Annotated in this window: 15 protein-coding genes; 6 read left to right on the plus strand and 9 right to left on the minus strand. The window is 72.6% G+C overall.

All coding sequences use genetic code 11. The features are described 5' to 3' along the window. Positions 1-7 precede the first annotated feature (7 nt). The 4 genes from IPH07_11940 (at position 8) to IPH07_11955 (ending at position 3,150) form a co-directional block, all read left to right on the plus strand. Positions 8-370 carry a helix-turn-helix transcriptional regulator gene (locus tag IPH07_11940; protein MBK6918103.1) on the plus strand — a complete coding sequence of 121 codons (363 nt, stop codon included), beginning with the start codon at positions 8-10 and terminating at the stop codon, positions 368-370. Then, complete coding sequence (locus IPH07_11945; protein ID MBK6918104.1) at positions 367-867, plus strand: SRPBCC domain-containing protein; 501 nt, start codon at positions 367-369, stop codon at positions 865-867. The genes IPH07_11940 and IPH07_11945 overlap by 4 nt, the downstream gene beginning before the upstream one ends. Positions 868-1,000: 133 nt before the next feature. After that, a complete protein-coding gene (locus tag IPH07_11950; GenBank protein MBK6918105.1) occupies positions 1,001-1,993 on the plus strand; it encodes a peptidoglycan DD-metalloendopeptidase family protein in 993 nt (330 codons plus the stop codon). A 62-nt stretch (positions 1,994-2,055) separates the two neighbouring features. Then, positions 2,056-3,150 carry an SMP-30/gluconolactonase/LRE family protein gene (locus IPH07_11955; GenBank protein MBK6918106.1) on the plus strand — a complete coding sequence of 365 codons (1,095 nt, stop codon included), beginning with the start codon at positions 2,056-2,058 and terminating at the stop codon, positions 3,148-3,150. An 18-nt stretch (positions 3,151-3,168) separates the two neighbouring features. On the opposite strand, the gene IPH07_11960 is transcribed toward IPH07_11955, so the two are convergent. From IPH07_11960 to IPH07_11980, 5 genes are all read right to left on the minus strand, one after another. Next, positions 3,169-4,281, minus strand: coding sequence for a hypothetical protein (locus tag IPH07_11960; GenBank protein ID MBK6918107.1), 1,113 nt, complete (start codon positions 4,279-4,281; stop codon positions 3,169-3,171). After that, entirely contained in the window at positions 4,278-5,507 is a 1,230-nt protein-coding gene (locus IPH07_11965) for a sigma-70 family RNA polymerase sigma factor (protein ID MBK6918108.1), read from the minus strand. Before IPH07_11965 ends, IPH07_11960 begins: the two co-directional genes overlap by 4 nt. A 503-nt stretch (positions 5,508-6,010) precedes the next feature. Continuing rightward, positions 6,011-6,484 carry a hypothetical protein gene (locus tag IPH07_11970; protein ID MBK6918109.1) on the minus strand — a complete coding sequence of 158 codons (474 nt, stop codon included), beginning with the start codon at positions 6,482-6,484 and terminating at the stop codon, positions 6,011-6,013. 247 nt (positions 6,485-6,731) lie between these two features. Next, on the minus strand, positions 6,732-8,615 hold the full coding sequence (locus tag IPH07_11975; protein MBK6918110.1) for a PKD domain-containing protein: 1,884 nt from the start codon (positions 8,613-8,615) through the stop codon (positions 6,732-6,734). Positions 8,616-8,659: 44 nt separating this feature from the next. After that, positions 8,660-9,706, minus strand: a complete 1,047-nt coding sequence (locus tag IPH07_11980) for a hypothetical protein (GenBank protein ID MBK6918111.1) — start codon at positions 9,704-9,706, stop codon at positions 8,660-8,662. A gap of 211 nt (positions 9,707-9,917) precedes the next feature. On the opposite strand from IPH07_11980, the gene IPH07_11985 reads away from it, so the two are divergent. Then, positions 9,918-10,478 (plus strand): hypothetical protein, encoded by a 561-nt coding sequence (locus IPH07_11985; protein ID MBK6918112.1) that lies wholly within the window; start codon positions 9,918-9,920, stop codon positions 10,476-10,478. A 69-nt stretch (positions 10,479-10,547) separates the two neighbouring features. On the opposite strand, the gene IPH07_11990 is transcribed toward IPH07_11985, so the two are convergent. The 4 genes from IPH07_11990 to IPH07_12005 are packed head-to-tail and all read right to left on the minus strand — an operon-like array spanning position 10,548 to position 16,525. Continuing rightward, on the minus strand, positions 10,548-11,480 hold the full coding sequence (locus IPH07_11990; GenBank protein ID MBK6918113.1) for a methionyl-tRNA formyltransferase: 933 nt from the start codon (positions 11,478-11,480) through the stop codon (positions 10,548-10,550). Beyond that, a complete protein-coding gene (locus IPH07_11995; GenBank protein ID MBK6918114.1) occupies positions 11,477-13,468 on the minus strand; it encodes a DUF4388 domain-containing protein in 1,992 nt (663 codons plus the stop codon). Before IPH07_11995 ends, IPH07_11990 begins: the two co-directional genes overlap by 4 nt. A gap of 25 nt (positions 13,469-13,493) precedes the next feature. Then, positions 13,494-15,992, minus strand: coding sequence for a primosomal protein N' (priA, locus tag IPH07_12000; GenBank protein ID MBK6918115.1), 2,499 nt, complete (start codon positions 15,990-15,992; stop codon positions 13,494-13,496). Further along, positions 15,989-16,525: a hypothetical protein gene (locus IPH07_12005; protein ID MBK6918116.1), complete on the minus strand. Its 537-nt coding sequence runs from the start codon at positions 16,523-16,525 to the stop codon at positions 15,989-15,991. Before IPH07_12005 ends, priA begins: the two co-directional genes overlap by 4 nt. A gap of 227 nt (positions 16,526-16,752) precedes the next feature. Between IPH07_12005 and IPH07_12010 the strand changes: the two genes are divergently transcribed. Next, positions 16,753-19,047, plus strand: coding sequence for an RCC1 repeat-containing protein (locus tag IPH07_12010; GenBank protein MBK6918117.1), 2,295 nt, complete (start codon positions 16,753-16,755; stop codon positions 19,045-19,047). Positions 19,048-19,153 lie beyond the last annotated feature (106 nt).

Here is a 19,153-nt window from a genome sequence, read left to right on the forward strand (position 1 = left end):
GGCTGCCTTGACAGGTGACCATTTCGTCACGTATGGTTCCTGGCGCGTGCGAGAGGGGGATGACGCGGTTTTTCGCGCTCTGGCCGATGGCACCCGGCGGGCCCTGCTCGACCGGCTCTTCACACGCGACGGACTCACGCTCTCGGAGCTCGAGTCCGAGCTCGAGATGACGCGCTTCGGCGTGATGAAACACCTGCGCGTGCTCGAAGCCGCCAACCTGGTGGTGACGCGTCGCGTCGGCCGCACCAAGCAGCACTTCCTCAACCCCATCCCGATCCGGTTGATCCACGACCGCTGGATCGACAAGTACACCGAGCGGCAGGTGTCCGCTCTCACCCAGCTGAAAGCGAAGCTCGAGGAGACCGCATGAGTAACGAGGCCCGCCCCACCCCCACGACGCAGATCTACGAGGTCTACATCAAGGCGACGCCCCAGGCGATCTGGGATGCCATCACGACCCCCGAGTGGACCGCCCGCTTCGGCTACCGCGGCCCGGTCGACTACGAGCTGCGGCCCGGCGGACGCTTCAAGGCCGACCCGAGCGCGGCGATGGTCGCGATGGGCATGACCGCGACGATGGTCGACGGCGAGGTGCTCGAGGCCGAGCCGCCGCACCGGCTGGTGCAGACCTACCGATTTCTCTTCAACGAGCAGACCACGGCCGAGGGCTTCTCACGGCTGACCTACGACATCGCGCCGACCGCCTCGGGCTTCACGCGCCTGACCGTGACCCACGAGCTCGCGGGCCAGCCGATCATGGCCGCAATGGTCGCGTCGAAGTTCAACGAGCAGGGCACGGGCGGCTGGAGCTGGATCCTCAGCGATCTGAAGTCGGTGCTCGAGACCGGCAGCTCGCTGGTGGGCTGATCCGCTCCGGCGAGGGGCACCTTCGGCGCGCAGCTCGTCCGCTGCCGCCCGCGACGGCGCATGGTCGCGTTGATGTCGGAACGCCGGGATTGCGTATGGTCAGCGGTGCGTCGAGCGGGTGAGATGGGGGCCCATGCTGCCCGCGCGACGCACGACCGGCCTGCTCCTCGCGACGATCCTCGGCATCGCCTGCGGCGACGCCGGCACGCAGACCACCGCCGCGTGGCAGAGCGACGGCGGTGGCGTGGTCGACGAGGGCGGCAGCACCGAGGCGCCCGCGAGCAGCGACGCGGGCGATGTCGCCGACAGCTCGAGCGGGATGCCGGGTAGCGACTCCGACACCGCCGCGCCGGAGACCGGCGCGATGCCCGACCTGCCCGCGCTCGACCCGTGCCCGCGCATCCGCGTGATGGTGCCGCCCGACGAGCCGCTCAACGTCCGCCCCGATCCCTCCACCGGGGCGTCGCCGATCGGGGCGCTGCCGAGCGGCGCCATCGTCGATGTGATCGAAGAGGTCGTCGGCGAGTCGATCGAGGGCAACACGCAGTGGTTCCACATCCCGTACGGCGGCGGCGACGGCTACGTCTCGGGGGTCTTCGCCGCGTGCACGCTCGAGGAGCCGCCCGAGCCGCCCGACGGCTACTACCTGCCGCTACCGTGCGGCATGGCGGTCAACTGCACGCAGGGCAACAACGGCGCCACCTCGCACAACGGGCTGCACGCCTACGCGTTCGACTTCGGGGTCCCGCTCGACACGCCGATCGTCGCGATGGCGGCCGGCGTCGTCGCCAACATCTACGACGCCACCGTCCCCGGCGACCCCTGCTACGACGGCGGCGGACCCGAGTGCGGTCCGGCGGGCAACCTGGTGATCGTACAGCACGGCGACGGCACCTCGACGTTGTACAAGCACCTCAACGTGGTGCAGGTCGGCGTCGGCGACGAGGTCGAGCGCGGGCAACAGCTGGGCCTGTCGGGTACGACCGGCTACTCGACCGGGCCCCATGTGCACGCGATGCGGATGGAGAGCTGCGGCAACCTCACCTGCCAGTCGATCCCGATGGAGTTCGTCGATGCCGGCGTACCGGTCTCCGGCACGCCGGTGGTGTCGCAGAACTGTCCGTGAGCGTCGCCGTGCGGCCATGCTCGGGCTGACGCAACCCCGGCGTTCGGCCTACGCTCCCGGGGATGGCACGGCGCACCACCTGGCGGACGAGGATCCTTCGCGGCGTCGTGCTCGCGCTGCTGGCCCTGCTGCTCTACCTCGCGCTGTGGCCGACGCCGGTCGATCCCAGCGCGCGCACGGTCGCGCCAGCGCCCGCGCTGGTCGGCGTGTTCGCACCCAACCAACGGCTGCGCGACGGCATCGCGTCGGTCGATCTCGGCGAGGGCCCCGAGGACGTGGCGCTCGGTCCCGACGGCCTGCTCTACACCGGCCTCGCCGACGGTCGCATCCTGCGGCTGCCCGTGTCGCTGGCGAGCGCACAGCCGTGGGCCGACACCGGCGGACGCCCGCTCGGGCTCGCGTTCGATCGCGACGGTCGACTGCTGGTCGCCGACGCCCACCGTGGGCTGCTCGCGATCGACCCCGACGCCGAGGTCCACGTGCTGGTCGATGCGTTCGACGGCGCGCCCCTGCGACTGACCGACGAGCTCGCGATCGCGGCCAGCGGCGCGGTGTGGTTCACCGACGCCTCGACGCGTTTCGCGGTCGAGGACCATGTGCTCGACGCGCTGGAGAACCGCGCGACCGGTCGGCTGCTGCGCCACGAGCCCACCACCGGCGAGACCACCCTCGTGCTCGACGGCCTGCGCTTCGCCAACGGCGTCGCGCTGGCTCCGGACGAGTCGTTCGTGCTGGTGGCCGAGACCTTCGACTACCGCGTCACGCGGCATTGGCTGCGGGGCCCGGACGCGGGTCGCACCGACGTGCTCGTCGCGGATCTGCCCGGCTTCGTGGACAACCTCACCTACGCCGACGACGGCGTGCTGTGGGTCGCCCTGGTCTCGCGGCGTAGCGCGCTGCTCGACGCGACACTGCCGTGGCCGTGGGTGCGCAAGGTGATCGCGCGGGTGCCGATGGCACTGCAGCCGATCCCGCCGCGCTACGGCTTCGTGCTGGGGATCGACGCCGACGGCGGCGTGGTGCACAACCTGCAGGACGACAGCGGCACCGTCGGCGCGATCACCAGCGCGGTGCCGGTCGGGGACGAGCTCGTGCTCGGCAGCCTGCGCTCGCGGGTGTTGGTCCGCGTGCCGCGGCCGCAGGTACCTGCACGGTAGCCGCGGCCGCGAGCGACGTCACAGCGCGAGGCCGCAGCTACCGGCGTCGCAGACCAGCGTGCTGCCGCAGGGATCGCCGCCGCACGCCTGGCACTGCTGCTCGACCAGCGCGAGCGCGGCGTCGAACGCCGCGAGGTCGGCATCGGCAGCCACCGCGACGCTGCCGCATTGGGTCTCGTCGTGGCAGGGCGCCGCGCGCTCGATGCAGTCGCCGACGTCGTTGCAGGCGCGGTTCGACTCGACGAACGACTGCAGGGCGGCGCGCGCCTGATCGCAACCGTCCTCGACGACGATCTCGGTGGGGTCGCACAGCGCGATGCGAGCCTCGCAGACGTACTCGAGCGCGCTGGTGTCGCAGACGCCGTGCAAGCAGCCGAACGCGTCCGTGCACGGCTCGCCGGGGGCGGCCTTGGCCGCGCACACGTCGTGGTCGCAGAAACTCCCGGGTTCGCACTGGCTGTCGTCGTCGCAGGAGGTCCCGATCGCGCGCCAGGGTGAGCACACGGGCGGCGTCGCGGCCTGGTCGCAGGCGAGCCCGGCGGCGCAGTCGGCCGTGGCATCGCACGACGTCCCGCTGGCCCCCTCGAGCGTGCAGCGCTCGTCGCGGCAGACCAAACCCGGGGCGCACGCGCGTACGGGCGGAAGCCCCGCGTATCCCCGCGAGCACCGACCACCGACCTCGATTCCGCCCTCGAACAAGCCACACGCCAGCGCTGCGGCGAGTTCGGCCTCGGAGGCATCATCGGCCGCGACGCATCCGCGCACGGAGAAGTACCCCGCGAACGCCTGCGCACAGTCGGGGTCGAAGGTGAGGTCGTCGAAGATGCCGTCGGTGATTTCGTCCTCGACGAGCGCATGGATGTCGTCGATGCACGCGTCGACATCCGACCACGCCAGTGCCACGCCGTCGCCGCATCCGCAGGCGAAGAACGCACCGCAGCGCGCCTCGGCCATCACCTGCGCGGCGTTCCCGAGCGAGATGCCGGCACCGCCGGTGTCATCGACCGCAGTGGTCGCCGTCGCGTCGCCGGCGTCGGAGTTCCCTTCGCCGAGACGATGGGTGAAGACGCAGGCCGCCAGCGGCAAGAGCAGGAGCCATGACGACGGACTCGACGGGGCGCAGGGTTTCATCGCTCCCCCTCTTGTCCGCTTGCGGCGGAATCCACGGACCCATCGACGCACGATCGCTCGATGCGAGCGCGAACCGGCGTCGCCGGCCGCGTGTCGAGCAACACGCGGGCCTCGCCGCGAGCCTGCGCCGACTTGCCCAGCGCGCACAGGGCCTCGATGCGCAGCGCCGCGCGGGCGTCCGCGAGTGGGCTGTCGGGCAGCTCGCGCGCCGCCTGCGTCGTGATCGCGAGCGCAGCCTCGGCATCTCCGTCGCGCAGCGCTCGCGTGGCGTCCTGCAGCAGCGCGTTGTCCCGCGTCAACGACGGCACCGACTCGACCCGGGCGGCCGCGCGCGGTGCTGCACGCGATGGCGTCGCTGCAGGCGGCAATCGGGCTGGGTTCGCGGTGTGGCGTGGCGCCGGCTCTGGCCCCACCGGCAGGGTCGCCGGTGTCGCGACGACGAGCCCCGCCTCGGCGGGGGCCGGGGTGGCGCGCGACACGGACTCGCGCGCGGCCGCGGGCACGTCGGCTTCGCGGCTGCCGGTGGCCGCAAACGCGGCTCCGATCGCGAACGTCACGCCGCCGGCGATGGCCGCCACCTTCGCCACCGTCGCGAGCCCCAGCAGCGCCGCCGGCTTCGCGGCGTTCGGCAGGCCGAGCCTTGGCAGCAGCAGCATCCAACCGTGGGTGGTGGCGCGCGGTCGCTGCTCGCGGGCCTCGTGCACGACCCCCGAAGGATCGCGCTCCGCCAGCGACTCGCGGAAGCGGCGACGCAGGCTCTGCACGCGACTGTAGGTCGTGCTGGTGTTCAGCGCCAGGATCGCGGCCGCCTCGGGCCCGGTCATGCCCTCGATCTCGGACAGCACGAAGAGCTCGCGATCCACGGGATCGAGCGCGGCGAGGAACCGATCGAGCACGAGGATCGCCTCGGGCGTCGCACTCCGCGGTGGCGCAGCCTCGCTCGCGACCGCCATCGCCCTGCGCTTGCGAGCGCCGCGCTGCTCGGCGCGGCGGTAGTTGCTCGCGACCCGCCGCGCGATGCCGTACAGCCACGCCTTCGCGGTCGGCATCGCGAGTTCGTCGAAGCGCCGATACGCCGTGATGAACGTGTCTTGAACCGCATCGTCCATGAGCGCACCCGCGACACCGAAGCGGCGCACCGCGTGCCACACGAACCCGTAGTGGGCGCGGTACAGCGCCTCCATCGGGTGCGGCGTGCGGACCGCGTCGGGCGCCGTGTCGAGCATCGGGGTGGCATTGTCCACCATCGGAGGATTCCACGACGGACGCGGTCGATTTCCCGCCGACCGCCACGGATGACGCCGCGCGAGCGCCACATCGCCACCGGCGACGTTAGGCGAGCGCCCCCACGAGCGCCGCGCCAAGTCGAGCGCCTCCTCGAGGTGCCGAGCCCGTGCGCTCGGCCGAAGCCGGACGGGCGGACTCTTGCGGGCTGGGGATCAACGTGAGGGGTAGGTCTCCACTGCGCCGCGCCCTCGAGGCGGCGGGAACACAAGGGTCCTCGCGAGCCCCGCGACACACGCGGGGATGCCTGGATCGGCAAAGCCCGGGTCGGTCGTGACGGATGCAACCGCTCCGTCGTCGTCGATCGTGAGGCTCACGTTCAGCGCCCCTGCGACGTTCGGGTCGAGGTCGACGAGGGCTCCCCGTTGGGCAGACGTGGAAGGATGCTGGCCGATCTACGTGATGCCACCGCTCACGTGCCGCGCGGCCTTCCCCCGACTTGGTCTCATCGGGCGGGGAGCTGCACCTCGAGCAGCGAGGTGTCCGTGGCCGCGCGGCCGCGCCGGTGGGGCGCGACCGGGTCGAGCTCCATGTTCGCCAGGCATGTGAGGCGCCCGGGCTCGGCCCACACGTCGCGCGGGTCGTTGAAGCTCTCGTGCTCGTGCACGATCACCTCCGATCGCACCACGCGGGCCTGGTCGGCGTCGAGAACGTAGCGAGTGAGACGATCACCGCCGATGCCATAGAGCGCCCCTTCAACGTAGGCCAAGCCGTCGTCCCCGGCGGCGGCGGCGAAGGGTTCGCCGAGGAATCGCTGACCGGGCAGGTCGTAGATGCTCAGGCCGCCCTCGTACGCGGTCGCGAACAGGCGCGGTGCCGCGTCCGACAGTGCGATGCCGTGGACCCGCCCGAGGCGGGGATCCACCACTAGCGGCTCGATCGCGGCCGCCGGGTCGATGGTGTCGACGACGTGGATCATCCCGTGCAGTGTGTCCGAGAGGTACGCTCGCCCTCAGTCATCCAGCCCGCGCAAATCGGACGCCGATCGACGCTGCGATCGACATCCGTCCAGCAGGCACCGGCGTCGGCAGGAACTCTGCACCGCGTGAACGACGACGTGGAGCTCGGGGTGAAAGTCGCGGTGCTAGCGCCGCGGGCTGCCCCAGCGCAGCCCGACGCCGACCAGGGGACGCACCGACACCGGCACGCGAGCGACGCCGACTCGATCACGGCCCATGAAGGCGGCTCCGAGCCTCATCGAGCCCGCCGCGCGCGGCCGCCGGCAAGCTGACCCGCGCCCAACCTGGCACCCATCGCGGCCACGGCCGACAGCCCACGAACCGCGCCCACCAATAGGCGATCGAAGCCAACGCGCTGAAGTACGCACCGTCGATCGCCGGCCCGACGAAGCACAATCCGAACCTGCCCGCGAACGCCCCGAGGACGAGCACCGCGATCGAGATCAGCCACGATGCCCCCGCGAGGAAGAGGAGAAAGTCGATCAACAGGTCGAGGAGGAGGCAGTTGTTCGAGGCAGTGGCACACAGAAGCAGCCAACCGACGAAGATGACGAACCCGATCAGCAGCAACAGCACACCGAGTCCAGTCAAGAGGATGCCCGCCTGCCAGAGGCTCATGAACAACAGACACAGGCCGACCCCGAGGAGCAGGGCACCGACCGCCATGATGAGCAACATCATGATGAGCCAGAAGAGGCAGGTCTCGTCGGGGGGTGCCGTTGTCGTCGGTGCCGGCGTCTTCCCACACGCACTGACCGAGATCTTGCGTTCCACGCTGGTGGGGGGGCACCTCGAATCACGAGGCCGGAACCGGACGCGGACGAGCTTGTCGCCTGCGGTGGCGTAGTTGTGATCCGCGCGCGGGCCTCCAGTCACCGCGGGCGTCCCATCACCGAAATCCCACTCGTAGGTGCCGCCGGCGTCCGCAGGCTCGGTCGTCGCCACCAAGGTCACGGAGGCGACGCCGTCGGCGGTTCCATCGGCGTTGGCGACGCAGTGCTCGCTCGCCATTTCGACGTCTCGTAGGAATGGACAGGCTGGTGGGCCGCACGCACCCACGTCGATGGATTGCGTCTTCCTGAGCTCGCCGCAAGGTGCACCGCTGCTGGGTGTGAACGACACCGTCACGGCGTACGACCGACCGGGGACGAAAGCGTGCTGCTTGGTCGGCGCGCTGCTCGTCTCGTGGGGCGTTCCGTCGCCAAAATCCCACGAGAACACCCCTGGGGCGCCCTCGGGATCGGTACGAACGAACAAACCCACGATCGCCGTCGTGCCGTCGTTGGCACAGGTCTCGTCGGTGACGACGAGGCTCGTGAGGGCGGGACAACAGGGAGGAATCGTCAGCGGCACCGACAACGGCTCGTCATCGCAACCATCGCGCCGTACCACGACCTCGACGGAGACGTTGCCCGGCGTCTCGTACTCGTGCTCGAAGCTCGGATCGTCGAGGCGTGACGGACGCTGCGACACCGGGACCGGCCCCGGCTCGTCGCCGAATTTCCAGAAATACCGAGTGCCCGATGGCGCGGCTGTGTTGAGCCGCACTTCGAACCGCACGGTGGTGCGCAGCCCAGACCCGGCGCAGGTCGTGCCGGTCATCACGATATCGGTTGGGTACGCGCAGTCCGGCACGCGCTCGCAGTCGATCGCTCGGTTCTCCCAGGCGACGGCCGAGCAACCCGCGACATCCCGGCACGTGGCGCGAATCGAGGCGCGATCACGGCAGCGAACGTCGGGGCCCGGAGCCTCCACGATGACCTGCCACGTCCCGTCTTGCGCGACCGTGGCCGCACCGGTCGCGGCGCGACCAGCCACCACGACCTCGACGTCGACTAGCTTGCAGTCCCCGGCGGTCCCGCGCACGCGGAACCAGCGGACGATGGCGCCGCTCTGCTCGAGTCCCCGGACGTCCGTGATTGCGAGCTGGCACATGCGGGCCTCCTGCGCTCCTGCGCGAGCCAACCTACCACGCGGGGTGCGTTCACGACGATGCCGCGAGTGTCCAGCCTCGCGAGCGAGTGATCGAGACCAAGTCGCGTCGGGCGCCCGCGCGAACACGACCAGCGCGGCGACGCGCGAGCCGGCCAACTGGCCAGCACCCGCGCTTGCTCTCTCAGTCCCAGGCGGCACTGCTAGCGCCGCGAGCCACCCCAGCGCAGCTCGACGCCGACCAGCGCACGCACCGACACCGGCCACTGCACCAGCGACCGCCGGCCGTCGACCACGAAGCGGTGGCCGACCACGCGCGCGATGCCATCGACGGCGGCGACGATCGCCACCGGTCCCCAGCGCCGCACGAGGCCGACGCCCGCGACCCCAGCCGCCCAAGGCGCGAGCACCGGGGGCGAGTCGATCCCCCGCGGACGCGCGCGCAGGACCCCCGCCTCGGCGCCGCCACACAGCGGCAGCTCGAGCGCGCGCACGAACAGCCGACCGCACCCGCGCGCGCCGACGCTGCCGAGCTGATAGGTGACGCCGCGACCGTCTTCGCCGCGGACCGTGCGTGGTGCGAGCCAGGCTCCGTGCAGCTCGAGCCGTGCACGACGCCACAGCAGCGAGAGCGCAGCCGTGAGCGCGAGCGTGGGCGGGGGGATCGCACCGGCTTCGAGCCCGGCCGCGACGCGGAGCCCGAGTCCCGGCGCCGCACGCCGACGCTCGACCCGCCGCGTGTCGATCGCCGGCTCGACCGCAGGCGTCCGCATCGGCGAGATCTCCGGCGGCGAGGTCGTCACCGCCGGTGCGGGGTCGGGCTCGGGCACGGTCATCGGCCCGGGCAGGGTCATCGGCCCGGGCGCCGTCAGCGGCTCGGACGGCGGGATCGCGGCCGAGGGCTCGAGGGCGATCGCGACCAACACCGCGGTCGTCTCCGTCAGCTCGGCGCACGTCGGCGACGTGATGGTCCGCGTGTCGCTGCGTCCCTGGTACGTCGAACGCAGCATCAACGTCGCCGCGGTCTCGGTGCGGGTGACCTCGCCCTCGATGACCAACACCCCCTCGCCGCTGGGAGCGTCCGGTAGCAACGCGTGGATGCGGCGCTCGAGTTCCTCTCGCGAAGGACAGTCCGCGGGTGCGCGCCAGTGCAGCTCGAGTTCGCGTGGATCGGGCGGTGCCGGAATCGTCGCCGGCGCGGTGTTCGGCGCCAGCGCGACGATGCACAGGGTGGCGAGGACGAACGACAAGCGCGATCGGTTGTACAGCAGGATCCCGCCGGCCGCGCCACACCGGCCGGCCACCTTTACGCCGCGCGCCGACGTGACGCAGGCAGCGAGCCACGATGGTCCCGCACGCTGGGCCGTGCGCGTGCGCCCGCACGCCGGTTCGAGCCGGGTCTGCACGCACGCGCGGGCGCGGTGGTCGACGGCCGCCACGCGCGTGCGACAATCTCACCGCATGCGCGTCAAGGGCACCGCCTTCCACGCTCGGCTGTACCTGCTGAAGCACAAGCTCGGCGAGGACGCCGTCGAGGCGTTCGTCGCCGCGTATCGGCGCGAGCACCCCGAGTTCCCCACCAGCGTGCTGCCGACCTCGCAGATCCCCGCCGAGACCTTCCTACAGCTCAACGACGCCATCGTGGAGCAGGTCTACGGCGGCGACACCGACTCGCTGTGGGAGCTGGGCGCGATGAGTGCCGAGTGGTCGCTCACCGAAGGGCCCTACAAGGGTCTGCTCGAGGGCCGCGACGTCACGCGCTTCGCAGCAATGGCCCCGGTGATGTGGTCGAACTTCTTCGACACCGGCCGGGCGCGCACCGAGGTGCGCCCCGACTGCATCGAGCTCCACATCGAGGGCGTGCCCGTCGGCCTGCGTCACCTCTACTTCGAGTACTCGGTCATCGGCTACTTCCGCCGCGGGCTCGAGATGCTGGGCGGCAACGTGCGGATGGAGCGTGTCACTGGCTTCTCGGCCGGCGACGCGGACGTTCACTATCGCCTGCACCTCACGGCGCCGTAGCGCTCGACCGCGCGCGCCGCTCGTACCTCGACACAGGGATTGTGACGGGCCATGACGCGGCCATGGCCCCTAGTCCAGGCGCTCGCCGGGCGCGAATGGTCGCCCGGCCGCGTAGGCGCGCGCGGGCATGCGGCGCTTGCCGGCCGGCTGCAGCTCGCCGACGCACAGCACGCCGTCGCCGACCGCGACGTGCAGGCCCGCGGCATCGACCGCCAGCACGGCCCCGGGCGCAGCGTCGTCACGGCTGCGCGTCGACGTCCGCGCCGCGAACAGCTTGAGCTCGTCGCTGCCACGCACACACGCGGCCGTCGGCCACGGGTCCATCCCGCGCACGTGGTCGACGAGCGCCGTGACCCCGCGGGTCCAGTCGATGCGGCCCTCCTCCTTGCGCAGCGGCGGCGCCAGCACCACGCCGGCGTCGGGTTGCGGGGTCGGTGTGGGCACGTCGGGGAAGGCCGCGAGGAACTCGCCCAGCGCGGCCGCACCGAGCTCGGCGAGCCGGGCGAACAGCTCGCCTTGAGTCTCGTAGGGATCGATCGCGCAGCGGACCACGCGGTGCACCGCGCCGGTGTCGAGCCCGGCATCCATCTGCATGATGCTCACGCCGGTCTCGCGGTCACCGGCGAGGATCGCCCGCTGGATCGGCGCGGCGCCGCGCCAGCGCGGCAACAGCGACGCGTGCACGTTGAGGCAGCCGTACGTCGGGAGCGTCAGCAGGTCGGTCGGCAGGATGCGGCCGAACGCGACCACGATCGCGAGTTCGGGGCGATGCTCGGCGAGTGCGTCCCGCAGCGTGCCGTCCTTCATCTTGGTCGGTTGCAGGATCGGCACGTCGAGCGCGAGCGCGGCCTGCTTGACCGCGGGCTGCGTGACCGCGCGCCCGCGCCCCGCCGGGCGATCCGGCTGGCATACCACCGCCCGCAGGTCGCAGCGCGCCGCGACCTCCCGCAGGCTCGGCAGCGCGAACTCGGGCGACCCCATGAACACCGCGCGCAACTTCATGGCTCCTCCAGCTGGGAGAGGTAGGCGTTGCGCAGCATGTCGTGCGCGAGCACGTCGCGGGCCTCGGCCAGCGCCGCGCGGAGCTCGGCGAGCTCGGCCGCGAGCTCTTGCAAGGTCGCGGGCTCGAGCCGCGCCTCGCCGAACGTGCGATCGAGATCGGCCCACGCAACGCGGACGTCGGCGCGCGTGGCATCGCGCTCGAGCCCGAGCAGGGCGAAGTAGTCGGCCTCCCGCGCGAGGGCCAGCCGCGCCTCGATGCGTCGACGATCGATCGCGACCGGATCGTCGTGCACGCGCGGCGCCGGGATCGGCTCGCCGGGCAGATCCAGCAGCTCGAGCACGTGCAGGGCGTAGACCGCCGCCAACAGCTCACCCTCGTCGGCGGCCGGATCGGACAGCAGCTGCGACAAGCTGCTGCGCCCATCGAGCCGCTCGAGCCATGCCTCTTCGCTGGCCGAGAGCTGCAGGCCCTCGGCCAGGTCGTGCAGCGCCGACGGTCGCGACCACGCCTCGTCGCGCAGCTGCGGGTGGGCCCCGGGACCGCCGAGCAAGCCCAGCAGCCGCGTCGGCTCCATGCGCTGGCGGATGCCCTCGACCAGCAACACGGCGGTCGGCGTGGTCATCTGGATCGGCTCCTCGCAGCGCTCGTCGGGCTCGAGCGACCACACCCCCTCGCGCCACGGCATCGTCGAGTCGACGATGCGTGCGAGGTGATCCTGCAGCGCGTCGAGCAGCTCGGCCTGCTTGAGCAGCCCAGCCTCGACCAGCACCTGGCCGGCACGACGACCGTCGGCCTCGGTCATGCGCCGCGCCTCGGCGTACTGCGAGCGCGTCAGCAGACCCGAGCGCAGCAGACCATCGAGCAGGCGATCATGGCCCGCGCTCGAGCGCGCGAAGACGATGACGCCCGACTCGAACCACACGCTCTTCTCGACCCGCGCCGCCGCCAGCGTCAGCTTGCCGGTGAATGCGGCCCGGTGCAGGCGGCTGAGCAGTCGCGGCACCTCGACGGTCGCGAGGTCACCCTGGCGTTCGAGCGGCAATGGCACGCGACGCCGCGGGCGATCGGCGAACTCCGAGGTGACCGAGACCTGCGGCGAGGTGCGCTCGCGGACCTCGCCGGTGACGCCATCGGGCGGCGCGTAGCGGTTGCCGGTGGGCGTGCGAGGACCGACCGGGCTCGCGTCCTCGAGCAGCACGGTGGTCTCGCGCGGGCCCTTGGGTGGCCGCAACGGCGAGGCAATCTCGAGCCCGTGGACGTCGGTGCCGGGCACCAACACGTGCAGCTGCGCGACCTCGAGGCGGTCGTGGGACTCGCCGGGATCGATGCCGTCGTCGTGCTCCGGCAGCGGCACGTCGTCGAGGCCGAGATCGGCGAGATCGAGATCGTCGGTGGAGTCACCGACCGCGCTGCGCTCCTGCGGCGAACGCCGACGCGCGTCGAGGATGCCGAACGCGCGGTGCAGCTGGCCACTCATCTGCGACTCGTCGGTCGCCGCCGGCAGCACCCGCACCGGACCGGTCTCTTCGATGACCTCGGTGCGCGTCGGCCACGAGCCGCTCGCCTCCGCCGCCGTTGCGACCGGCTCGACCGGCGCGATGGGGCTGGGTTCGATCGTGCGCCGCAGCGGCGGCCCCGCGAGCGCCTCGAGTGCAGCGAGCAGCGCGTCGTCGGTGATCGGCTCCTCGATGAAATGATCGGCGCCGAGCTCCAGCACGTCGGCGAGGTCGAAGCCCGAGTCGGCCGGGCGGCCGCACAGCGTCACTGGGATCGCCGCGCCGCGGTGGAGCCGGCGCAGCGCCGCCATGAACACCGGCGGATCGATGTCGTCGAGGAACACGACGATCATGCGCGGCGCACTCGACTCGAGCGCCGCGGCCGCGAGCTCGGGCCCGATCGCAGCCGCGGCATAACCGAGCGACGCGACCTGCCCGACCACGCCCGCGCGGCTGCTCGGATCACCGACGATGAGCACCTCTGCGTCCACGTGGTCGCGCTGTCCGGGCGCGAGTCTACAGCATGCTGTACGGATCGACGTCGACGAACGCGTGGGTCTGCGTCGCGCCGCTGCCCTCGGCACCGAGCCGCGGCCGCAGGGCCTGCAGCACCCACCGCAGCGGCGAGCGCTCACGCGCGCGCAGCAGCAGCTGCCAGCGGGTGCGTCGGTCGATGCGCTCGATCGGCGACGGCACCGGGCCCAGCAGACGCACGAGGTCGGGGCTCGGCAACCGAGCGATGCGCTCGCTCGCCAGCTGTCCGAGCGCGCGCGCGCGGGCCTGCACCGCCGCCGCGCCGAGCCCGCTCACGCGCACCAACGCCAGGTGACCGTGGGGCGGGTTGTCGAGCCGCCGCCGCTGCTCGAGCTCGAGTGCGGCGAAGCCGTCGACGTCGTGACGCTGCGCGCACGCGATGGCGGGGTGATCGACCGCCCACGCCTGGATGATGACGCGCCCGGGTCGATCGCCGCGCCCGGCCCGTCCGGCGACCTGCGTGAGCAGCTGGAAGGTGCGCTCGGCCGCACGGACGTCGGGCAGCGCGAGCCCGTGATCGCCTTGGAGGATGCCGACCAGCGTCACGCCGGGGAAGTCGTGCCCCTTCGAGAGCATCTGGGTGCCGACCAACACGTCGGCCTCGCGGGCCCGGAAGCGCGCCAGCGTGTCGAACAGCGCGCGGCCGCGGGTCGCATCGCGATCGAGCCGCAGCACGCGGATGCCGGGCAGCTCGCGTGCGAGCGCCGACTCGACCCGCTCGGTGCCCACGCCACCGTGGGAGAGCTCGTGCCAGCCGCACGACGAGCAGCGATCGGGCGTCGCCTCGATGTGGCCGCACAGGTGGCACATGAGCCGGTGCCGCTGCAGGTGATACGTCATCGACGGCGCGCTGCAGTCGGGGCACTGCTGGAACGAGCCGCACTGATCGCACACCAAGGTGGTGGTGAAGCCGCGACGGTTGAGGAACACGATCGCCTGCTCGCCCGCACCCGCGCACTCGGCAATGCTCTGCCGCAGGCGCGCCGTCATCAGCGACTCGGGATCGGGCCGATGCACCGACAGCGGCACCACCTCGACGCTCGGCAGCGGCCGCGGCGTGGGCCGCTGCCGCAGGTGCAGCCAGTGGTGGCGACCGGCTTGGGCCAGCGCGTAGCTCTCGAGCGAGGGCGTCGCCGACCCGAGCACGACCGGCACCCCCGCGGCCTTGGCCCGCACCAGCGCGACGTCGCGCCCGTGGTAGCGCACGCCGTCCTCCTGCTTGAACGAGGCGTCGTGCTCCTCGTCGACCACGATCACCCCCAGCGAGGGCAACGGTGCGAACACGGCCGAGCGCGCGCCGATCACGATCGGACGCAGGCCGCGGCGGATCTGCTGCCACGCGTCCAGCCGCTGGCGCGGCGTGAGGCCGCTGTGCAGCACCGCGACCTCGTCGCCGAAGCGGGCCCGGAAGCGATCGGCGAGCTGGGGCGTGAGGGCGATCTCCGGCACCAGCACGATCGCGCCCCGCCGTTGTGCCCGCACGCTAGCGATGAGCTGCAGGTAGACCTCGGTCTTGCCGCTGCCGGTGATGCCCTGCAGCAGCACCGACTCGAAGCCACCGCGTGCCAGCAAGCCGTGCAGGTACGTCAGCGCCTGCGCTTGATCGGCCGTCGGCGTCTGTGGCAATGCGGCCGCCGGCTCGGTCTGCGCGAACGGGTCGAGGGTTCGCGCGCGCTCGTCGAGCTCGACCAGCTGCGCGCCGACCAGCGGCGGCAGCAGCTCGCGCACCCGCGGGAACGGCCCCCGCAGCTCGCCCAACGCGACCCAGCCGGCGTCGTCGTCGGTGCGGCGCTCGAGCTCGTCGAGCAGGGCACGGCGCTGCTTCGAGCGACCGATCACACGCTGCAGCTCGTCCTCGCCGCTACCGTCGCGCAGCGCGTCGGTGCGCCGCACCCACGTCTCCGTGCGCAGCTCGTCGTCCTGGGCCCAACCTGCGGTGACCAGCCCGCGGGCCTCGAGGGCGCCGAGCACCCGCGACGCGCCGCCGCGCTTGAGCGTGCGGACCAGCTTCGACATCGGCAGGCCGGTCGCGCCGCTGTGCGCCACGGCCTCGAGCAGCGCGCGCTCGCTGGCCTGTAGCTCGGTGCCGCCGAGCAAGGGCCCCGCGGCATCGAGCGCGAGGCGTCCAGTGTCGGTGATCGCGACCACGCGCGCGTCGGCGTGGGTGAGCATGCCCGGCAGCGCGAGTCGATAGACCTCGCCGATCGGCGCGAGGTAGTAGTCCGACAGCCACTCGCACAGCTGAAGCAGCGCCGGCGTGAGCGCGGGCTCCTCGGGGTCGAGCACGTCGAGCAGCGCCTTCAGACCCTTCGCGACCGGCGCGGCCGTCTCGGCCCGCACGACTCCGACGAGCACGCGGGCGCCCAGCGGCACCAGCACGCGGGCGCCCGCCGGCGGGAGCTCGAGGTGCTCGGGCACCGCGTAGGTGAACGCGTTGTCGAGCGCGACCGCGACGGCGACCGACACCAGCCGCGAAGTCACCGTGCGATGATCCTCGGCCGCGCGGCGTTGCGGTCTTCGCCCTCCAGCAGCGCGAGCTCGAGATCGCGGCGGCTCTGCCACAGCTCGAACGCCGCGATCGCCAGCAGTGCGAGACCGATCGCCATCAGCGTGTCGCCGGCGCTACCACGCCACAGCGCGACGAGTGCCTCGGGCGACGCGTCGGCCGCCCGCGCCGCGCCCGCGATGCGAGCACGCACCACCACCGCGCCGACGCCCAGCGACAACGCGACCGCGACGATCGCCACGCGCATGCGAGCCGGCCGCGGGGGCAGCTCGAGGCCCGCGGCGGCGCCGGGATCGATCGCGCCCAGCCGTCCCGACGCGGCGGCCGCGACGATGACGATCGCGATCACGACTGCGCCCATCGCCGACATCACCGCGAGCGCGGTGTTCAAGCCCTGGGCGGCGAATGTGCGAGCCGCCACACCGCCGTGTGCGAGCGCGGCGGCGACCCCATCGCCCAGCTCCGTGGGCGCGTCGGAGCCCAGGCCGGTCGCCAGCGACAGGGCCACGCACACGCAGCCAGGGACCAGACATGCCGACGTTGGACGCAACCCCGCCCGATGGGCGCGACGCACTCGGGCCGGACTCGCCGTCGCAGCGCTCACCCGACCCATCTACCAGTGGCCGCGCCGCTTCGCCAAGGATTGCGCACCGACCCGGTCGCAGGCGCGTGCGCCCACGGTTGCGGCGGTCGCCGGAGACCATCGCGCGCGCGGTGCAAGGTATGCTGCGCGCAATGCTTCCCCAGGCGCCGCGGCTTCGTTGGGCCGATCTCCTGCCGCGCGCGAGCGCCGTCGTGTTCGCGGTGCTCGCGTGGACCCTCGCCGCCGCCTGCGACACCCGCGACCCCGAGCACCACGGCGGCACCGTGACGCCGGTCGGTGGTGGCGGAGGCTCGTCACGCCCGCGCGGCCCGGTCGTCGAGATCGCGGTCGGTGTGGATCACGTGTGCGCGCGTCACCAGGGCGGCCAGGTTCGCTGCTGGGGCGGCGGCGGCAACGGTCAGCTCGGGCACGGACTGCGCGAGGACAGCCTCACCGCGGTCGAGGTGCGCGGCATCGAGGATGCCGAGCAGCTGGTCGCCGGCGACGGCTTCACCTGCGTGCGGCGCCACCCCGGCACGGTCGCGTGTTGGGGCCGCAATGATCTCGGACAGCTCGGTGATGGCGAGGGCGGACCCGGTCGCAGCAACGCCAGCGCACCGGTGGTCGCCAAAGGCCTCGGCGATGCCGTCTCGCTGGTCGCGGGCCGTCGCCACGTGTGCGCGCTGCGTCGCAACGCGAGTGTGGTGTGCTGGGGCGACAACCGCTCGGGCCAGCTCGCCACCGCCGGGCGCACCGCCTGGGTTGCACCGGTGGCGGTGCAGGGCCTCGGCGACGTGACGGCGCTGGCCGCCGGTGACGCGCACACCTGCGCGCTGCGCAAGCAGGGCGGCGTGCTGTGCTTCGGCCGCAACGATCGCATGCAGCTCGGCAGTGCCGGTGGTGATGGTTCGCGGCCGCGCGCGGTTGCCAACACCGCCGGAGCCAAGGCCATCGCCGCCGGTGCGCAGCACACCTGCGTGATCACGGCCGGCAACCAGGTGGCGTGCTGGGGTGACGACAGCTCGGGGCAGATCGATGGTCAGCGCGGCGGCACCAGCAGCACGCCCAAGGGCCCGAACGTCGTCAACGTCGCCGAGCTCGCAGCCGGCGACGGCCACACCTGCGCGCGACTGACCACCGGTCGCGTGCAGTGTTGGGGTGCCAACGACGACGGCCAGCTGGGCGACGGCACCACCGACGTGCGCGAGGCCCCGGTCGCGGTGCTGCGCATGGCCGGGATCGGAGACATCGCCGCCGGCGGTGACAGCACCTGCGCGCTCACGCGTCCCGGTCGCGTCGCGTGCTGGGGCCGTAACGACCACGGCATGCTCGGCGGCGGCACGGCCGGTGCGGCCGAGGGCCGCGCGCCGGTGGTCGCGCTCGACGACGTCGATCGCGTGGTGACCGGGCTCGACTTCGCATGCGCGCTCACGCGGGGCAAGGTCGCGTGCTGGGGCGCCAACGCGGTCGGCCAGCTCGGCAACGGCGGCAGCGACGACGCCCACGCCCCGACCACGCTCGCATCGCTGTCGAACGTGATCTCGCTGGGCGCCGGGTGGCAACACGCGTGCGCCGTCACCAACGACGGCGCAGTGTGGTGCTGGGGCGCCGACGACGGCGGTCAGCTCGGCGATGGCAAGCACGCCGGCCGCCGCGTGCCGGGGCGCGTGGCCGGCATCAACGACGCCGTCGAGGTCGCCGGTGGCCGTGCGCACACCTGTGTACGACGACGTGGCGGTGCGGTGTCGTGCTGGGGCGACGGCCAGTTCGGCCAGGTCGGTGCGGTCGTGCTCGATCGCCCCGCAGGCATCACCGATGTGCCCAACCTCCGCGATGCGATCCAGATCGCCGCGGGCGGCGAGCACAGCTGCGCGGTGCGGGCGTCGGGTCGCGTCGCGTGCTGGGGGCACAATCACTTCGGCCAGCTCGGCAATGGCCCGCCGTCGAAGGAGCTCGGCACGCCGCAGCCCAACCCGGTCGCGGTCGTGCGGGTCGAGGACGCGGTCGAGGTCGAGGCCGGCGAGGTCCACTCGTGCGCGCGTCGACGCAGCGGAGCGATCGCGTGCTGGGGGCACAACGATCGCGGCCAGCTCGGTGCGGGCATCGAGGGCACATGGACCACGCGCGTGCCGGTGAAGGACATCACCGACGCGATCGCGCTGTCGGGCGGCGTCGCGCACATCTGCGTCGCGCGGAGCAGCGGCGCAGTGGCCTGCTGGGGCACCAACGCCGACGGCCAGCTGGGCCGCGAGGCCGGTGGCATCCAGCGCGTGCCCGTCGGTGTGGGCGGCGTCGATGGGGCCCGCGAGATCGCGGCCGGGGGCAGCATCAGCTGCGCGCGCCGCAGCGCGGGCGACGTGGTCTGTTGGGGCGAGCGGGACCACGGCGCGCTCGGTGACGGCGCGCTGGGCTTCTCCGCGAGTCCCATCGCGGTCGCGAGCCTGTGACGCGTCCGTGGGTCATCGGGTCGTCGGCGCGGCCGCCGAGTACCTCGACACAGGGATTGTGACGGGCCATAGCACCGCCCTGACCGCGCCTCGCTGCGTTGCCGCA

It is taken from the genome of Deltaproteobacteria bacterium (assembly GCA_016709225.1).
GTDB lineage: Bacteria > Myxococcota_A > Polyangia > Nannocystales > Nannocystaceae > Xiheibacterium > Xiheibacterium phototrophicum.

Coding starts and splice junctions, on each gene's coding strand:
- IPH07_11945 (MBK6918104.1), top strand. CDS start 367: ATGAGTAACGAGGCCCGCCCCACCCCCACGACGCAGATCTACGAGGTC.
- IPH07_11990 (MBK6918113.1), bottom strand. CDS start 11,480: ATGAAGTTGCGCGCGGTGTTCATGGGGTCGCCCGAGTTCGCGCTGCCG.
- IPH07_11950 (MBK6918105.1), top strand. CDS start 1,001: ATGCTGCCCGCGCGACGCACGACCGGCCTGCTCCTCGCGACGATCCTC.
- IPH07_11955 (MBK6918106.1), top strand. CDS start 2,056: ATGGCACGGCGCACCACCTGGCGGACGAGGATCCTTCGCGGCGTCGTG.
- IPH07_11965 (MBK6918108.1), bottom strand. CDS start 5,507: ATGCTCGACACGGCGCCCGACGCGGTCCGCACGCCGCACCCGATGGAG.
- IPH07_11985 (MBK6918112.1), top strand. CDS start 9,918: ATGCGCGTCAAGGGCACCGCCTTCCACGCTCGGCTGTACCTGCTGAAG.
- IPH07_11970 (MBK6918109.1), bottom strand. CDS start 6,484: ATGATCCACGTCGTCGACACCATCGACCCGGCGGCCGCGATCGAGCCG.
- IPH07_11960 (MBK6918107.1), bottom strand. CDS start 4,281: ATGAAACCCTGCGCCCCGTCGAGTCCGTCGTCATGGCTCCTGCTCTTG.
- IPH07_12010 (MBK6918117.1), top strand. CDS start 16,753: ATGCTTCCCCAGGCGCCGCGGCTTCGTTGGGCCGATCTCCTGCCGCGC.